Raw genomic sequence first — 5,255 nt, forward strand, 5'->3', positions numbered from 1 at the left:
TCATGTCGGCCAGGTCCGCGGTCGTCAGCTCACCCGCCACGACGTTGAGTGCCTTCAGCTGGGCTTCGGTGAGAGTTCCGATCCGGAACAGCGGCACCACGTTCTGTGCGGTGAACACGTGCTCGTCGTCCGCCAGCAGCACCAGATCGGCGTCCGAGACGTCCGGTGACGCGGTGGTCACCCCGGCCACCCGCACGGCTCCGTCCGACGGTGCCGGAGCGGCGAGTTCGCCGACGGCGGCCGCGTCGTCGGCCACTGTCCGGGTCTGCGCGAACGTGCAGCCGGTGACGTCGGGAAGCGCGTCGGCCTCGAACGCCGGGGCCAGCACGGCTGTACTGGTGGTGCACGAGGGAACGAGTTCGTCCAGGGTGGTGAGATCCAGCTGCCCGGACGTCTGCGAGGTCACGGCCAGCGCCGACCTGTCCTCGGCGGCCGCGAAGTCGGAGATCGAAAGCCCCTGTGGCAGAGCCCTGCTCAACGCCTCGAACACCTCGTCCTGTTCCGTCTCCGTCGATTCGGGGTCGTAGTAGCGCAGCAACCGGCCCGTGAACTCCGGCACCAGGTTGACGTTTCCGGCATCGAGCTGTCCGAGGTACGTGGTCCGGTCGCCGAGTCCCCCGTCGGTGATGACCGACGCCCCGGTCGAACGCAGGGCACCGGCATAGATTTCGGCCAGGATCCAGCTCTCCGCGCCGTCACCCGCTCCCACCACGATCTCGCCCTGCCCTTGCCCCGCGGAACCGTCGAGGGTCGTGTCACCGCCTGCGCATCCCGACGCCGCCCCCGCGACCAGCAGCAGTGCGAACCCGGCGATCAGGGCCCGGGACCATGCCGCCGGGCGCTCGGCCGATCCGTCTGTCCGTGTGTGTGCCACGTCGAGCCTTTCGTTTACCTCGAGCTGGTCGAAAACCGTGCTCTGTCCGCCCCTATCGTTACACTGGCCAACCGATGGCGCGGACACGCGTCCACCGGCTTCCGTCGGCAGGTCCGGCGCCGGTGACAACGGGAAGGACGCTCATGCGCACCTCACGAATTCTGTCGGGCTTCGCCCGCCGCTCCGTTGGCAGTATCGCTCTCGCGACGGTCGCCGTCGTGTCGCTCGCGGCGTGCGGTGGCGGCGGATCCGACCCCCTGTCCGCCGGCGGCGACGGATCGGGTGACGACCCCAACACGATCATCGTGGGATCCGCGAACTTCCCCGAATCGGAGACGGTCGCGAACATCTACACCGAGGTCCTCCGCGCCAACGGGTTCGACGTGACGACGAAGTTCAACATCGGCAGCCGTGAGGCCTACATCCCTGCGCTCGAGGACGGGTCGATCGACGTCATCCCCGACTACACGGGCAACCTGCTGCAGTATCTCGACCCCGATTCGACGGCCACGAGCGCCGCCGACGTGGACGCCGCGCTGCCTGCCGCGCTGGGTTCGGAACTGACGATCACCACACCGGCCCCGGCCGAGGACAAGGACGCCGTCGTCGTCACGAAGGAGACGGCGCAGCGCTGGAACCTCACCTCCATCGCGGATCTCGCGGCGCACTCGAACGAGGTGAAGTTCGGTGCTCCCGCCGAATTCCAGGAACGTCCCGGTGGCCTGCCCGGCCTGAAGGCCAAGTACGGCCTCGACATCACAGCAGACAACTTCGTCCCGATCGCCGACGGCGGCGGTCCCGCCACGGTGGACGCCCTCGCGTCGGGACAGATCACGGCCGCCGACATCTTCACGACGTCCCCGGCGATCGCGCAGAACGGTTTCGTGGTGCTCGCGGATCCGCAGAACAACTTCGCGGCGCAGAACGTCGTGCCGGTGGTACGCGCAACCAAGTCCTCGGACAAGCTGACCCGGGCGCTCGACGCACTGTCGGCGAAGCTGACCACCGAAGAGCTTGTCGCGCTCAACGATTCCGTGTCGGGTGACGCGAAAACCGAGCCGGCGGCGGCCGCGAAGCAGTGGGTGACGGACCAGGGGCTCGACAAGCCGGTCTCGTGAGGAGCCTGCCGTGATCACATTCTCGGGAGTCACCAAGCAGTACCCGGACGGCACGACGGCGGTCGACAACCTCGACCTCGAGATCGACGCCGAATCGTTCACGGTCTTCGTCGGGCCCTCCGGCTGCGGCAAGACCACGTCGATGCGGATGATCAACCGGATGATCACCCCGACCGCGGGAACGATCACGGTCGACGGCCGCGACATCGCCCAAACCGACGCGGTGAAGCTCCGACTCGGCATCGGCTACGTCATCCAGAGCGCGGGACTGCTGCCGCACCGCACGGTGGTCGACAACGTCGCGACCGTGCCGGTGCTGCGCGGCGACTCACGACGCAACGCCCGCAAGGCCGCGTTGGCGGTGCTCGAACGCGTCGGACTCGATCCGGCGCTGGCATCCCGCTATCCCGGGCAGCTGTCCGGCGGGCAGCAGCAACGCGTCGGGGTCGCGCGGGCGCTGGCCGCCGACCCGCCGATCCTGCTGATGGACGAGCCGTTCAGCGCCGTCGATCCCGTTGTCCGCGAAGACCTGCAGGCCGAGATGCAGCGCCTGCAGGCCGAGATGCGCAAGACGATCGTGTTCGTCACCCACGACATCGACGAGGCCGTCAAGCTCGGCGACCGGGTGGCCGTCTTCGGGCCGGGTGGCCGGTTGCAGCAGTACGACGCGCCCGACACGGTGCTGTCCGCGCCGGCCACCGATTTCGTCGCCTCGTTCGTCGGACGCGACCGCGGGTACCGCGGGCTGTCGTTCCGGACGGCAGATCAGGTTCCGCTGCACACCATCCGGACGGCGACCGAGAAGGAGTTGCCCGGGCTCCGGCTCGAACAAGGTGAATGGGTCCTGGTCGTCACGGATGCGGGCGTTCCGCGGGGCTGGATCGACGTCACCGGCGTCGAGGGGGCGCGGGCCGGACGGCCCGTCTCCGAATGCACTGCGGCGGGCGGATCCCTCTTCTCCCCCGGTGCCGACCTGCGGCAGGCCCTGGACGCGGCCATCTCCTCGCCGTCGGGCATCGGAGTGGCCGTCGACGCCGACGGCACGGTCACCGGCGGCATTCTCGGCTCCGAGGTGATCGCGAAGCTGGCCGAGCAGCGGGCAGCCGAGGATCGCGCGAGGGGTGAGCACTACTTCACTGCCCCACCGGCAACCCCGGACGGGCCGTGATCCCATGCGATGGCTCATCGACAACTTCTCGGTCGTCGTCGACCTGACGAAGACCCATCTCTATCTCGCACTGGTTCCGCTGCTGATCGGGTTACTCATCGCGGTCCCGGTCGGGACCGCGATCCGGGGTGCGTCCTGGCTGCGGAAGATCACGCTGATCGTCGCGGGTATCGCGTTCACGATCCCGTCGCTGGCATTGTTCGTGACGATCCCCTCCGTTGTCGGACTGCAGATCCTGGACCCGCTCAATGTGGTGATCGCGCTGACGATCTACTCCACCGCCCTGCTCATCCGCGCCGTGCCCGAGGCCCTCGACTCCGTTCCCGCCGACGTCGTCGACTCCGCCACCGCGATGGGTTTCACCCGGCTCCGCCGGGCCCTGACCGTCGAATTGCCCCTCGCGCTACCCGTTCTCGTCGCGAACGTGCGAGTGGTGGCGGTGACCAACATCTCTCTGGTGTCGGTGGGTTCGCTGATCGGGATCGGCGGTCTCGGCACGCTGTTCACCCAGGGCTACCAGCGAGACTATCCGGACCAGATCCTCGCCGGGATCATCGCGATCGTCGTTCTGGCCCTCGCGTTCGACCTGCTGCTGTTCCTGGTCGGGCGGGCACTGACACCGTGGACCCGGCAGCAGAAGGTCCGGCGCACGCCACTGGTCGCGGGACAGTCGGCGGCCCCGGCCGCAGGGGAGGCTTCGTGAACATCTTCGGCGGCGCATGGGAGTACATCGTCGATCCGGGAAACTGGTCGGGCAGCACCGGAATCGGCGCCCGCATCCTCGAGCACCTCTGGTACAGCTTCCTGGCGGTCGCACTGTCCGCGGTGGTCGCGGTGCCGATCGGTCTGATCATCGGGCATCTGCGCAAGGGTGACGTGGTCGTGGTCGGTCTCGTCAACGCGCTCCGGTCGTTGCCGACACTGGGTCTGCTGACGTTCCTGGTGCTGCTGCTCGGACTGGGACTGATCCCGCCGATCCTCGCCCTGGTGATCCTCGGAATCCCGCCGGTGCTCGCGGGCACGTACGCGGGTGTTGCGAACGTCGACCGGACGGTCGTGGACGCCGCCCGCGCGATGGGGATGACCGAGTGGCAGGTCCTCACGCGTGTCGAGGCCCCGAATGCGCTGCCGCTCATGCTCGGCGGGCTGCGCAACGCCACCCTGCAGATCATCGCGACTGCAACGGTTGCTGCGTATGTCAATCTCGGCGGCCTGGGCCGCTACATCTTCGACGGATTGGCCCTGCGCCAGTACGACCGGGTGCTTGTCGGTGCGCTGCTCGTGACGATCCTCGCTCTGGTCGTGGACGGCCTGCTCGCGCTGGCGGTGTGGGCGTCCGTTCCCGGGACCGGCCGCCTGCGCCGCAATCCGAGCGCCGAACAGATCGCCGAACGCGCGTAATAGCGAACATGTCGCCCAACGGCAAACACCCCGACACCGGAACCGTGGGTGCGGGTTCCGGATCGGGGTGCTCGACGGATTCTCGCTAGTCGGTGACGCCTTCTGCGCGAGCAGCGGCGGCGACTGCCTCCGCGACAGCGGGGGCGACGCGAGGATCGAGCGGGCTGGGAACGATCTTGTCTACAGCCAGCTCGTCACCGACGACCGAGAGGATTGCCTCGGCGGCGGCGAGCTTCATACCTTCGGTGATCCGGCGGGCACCGGCATCGAGCGCACCCCGGAACACCCCCGGGAAGGCCAGCACATTGTTGATCTGGTTCGGGAAGTCCGAGCGCCCGGTGGCCACGATCGCCGCATGCTTGCGGGCGATGTCCGGGTGGATCTCCGGGTCCGGGTTCGACAACGCGAACACGATCGAACCCTCCGCCATCGTCGCGATCAGCTCCTCCGGCACCGTGCCCGCGGACACCCCGAGGAACACATCCGCCCCATTGAGGGCTTCGGCGGTGCCGCCGCGGCGGCCGGCCGGGTTGGTGCGTGCGGCCAGATCGACCTTGACCGCGTTCAGATCCTGCCGATCCTTGGACACGATGCCCTTGGAGTCGAGCACCGTGACATCGGCGATCCCGGCGGCGAGCAGGATGTTCGCGCAGGCGACACCGGCGGCGCCGGCACCGGAGATGACGACCCGCAG

General features: G+C 68.5%; 6 protein-coding genes. 4 read left to right on the forward strand and 2 right to left on the reverse strand.

Annotated features, from left to right (window positions below; translation table 11 throughout):
* Positions 1-874, reverse strand: an 874-nt coding sequence (locus ACNJ7E_RS43470) for an ABC transporter substrate-binding protein (protein ID WP_418342674.1), incomplete at its 3' end; no start/stop codon positions are given.
* Positions 875-1,017: 143 nt separating this feature from the next.
* Here ACNJ7E_RS43470 and ACNJ7E_RS43475 point away from each other — a divergent pair.
* Genes ACNJ7E_RS43475 through ACNJ7E_RS43490 form a run of 4 tightly spaced genes read left to right on the forward strand, consistent with a single transcriptional unit; the run spans position 1,018 to position 4,561 of the window.
* Entirely contained in the window at positions 1,018-1,992 is a 975-nt protein-coding gene (locus ACNJ7E_RS43475) for an ABC transporter substrate-binding protein (RefSeq protein ID WP_280783515.1), read from the forward strand.
* A gap of 10 nt (positions 1,993-2,002) precedes the next feature.
* A complete protein-coding gene (locus ACNJ7E_RS43480) occupies positions 2,003-3,160 on the forward strand; it encodes an ABC transporter ATP-binding protein (RefSeq protein WP_283332898.1) in 1,158 nt (385 codons plus the stop codon).
* Positions 3,161-3,164: 4 nt separating this feature from the next.
* Positions 3,165-3,863, forward strand: coding sequence for an ABC transporter permease (locus tag ACNJ7E_RS43485; protein WP_005239327.1), 699 nt, complete (start codon positions 3,165-3,167; stop codon positions 3,861-3,863).
* The gene (locus tag ACNJ7E_RS43490) at positions 3,860-4,561 is read left to right on the forward strand and encodes an ABC transporter permease (RefSeq protein WP_317568002.1); all 702 of its coding nucleotides are present in this window, start codon (positions 3,860-3,862) and stop codon (positions 4,559-4,561) included. The genes ACNJ7E_RS43485 and ACNJ7E_RS43490 overlap by 4 nt, the downstream gene beginning before the upstream one ends.
* Positions 4,562-4,646: 85 nt before the next feature.
* Here the strand turns inward: ACNJ7E_RS43490 and ACNJ7E_RS43495 are convergent.
* The coding region (locus ACNJ7E_RS43495) for a malic enzyme-like NAD(P)-binding protein (protein ID WP_418342675.1) at positions 4,647-5,255 on the reverse strand (609 nt) is incomplete at its 5' end.

Source organism: Rhodococcus mengyinensis, from assembly GCF_048381435.1.
GTDB lineage: Bacteria > Actinomycetota > Actinomycetes > Mycobacteriales > Mycobacteriaceae > Rhodococcus_F > Rhodococcus_F opacus_D.

Bases quoted from the DNA above. Each gene is read 5' to 3' on its own strand.
- ACNJ7E_RS43475 (WP_280783515.1), top strand. From the start codon at position 1,018: ATGCGCACCTCACGAATTCTGTCGGGCTTCGCCCGCCGCTCCGTTGGC.
- ACNJ7E_RS43485 (WP_005239327.1), top strand. From the start codon at position 3,165: ATGCGATGGCTCATCGACAACTTCTCGGTCGTCGTCGACCTGACGAAG.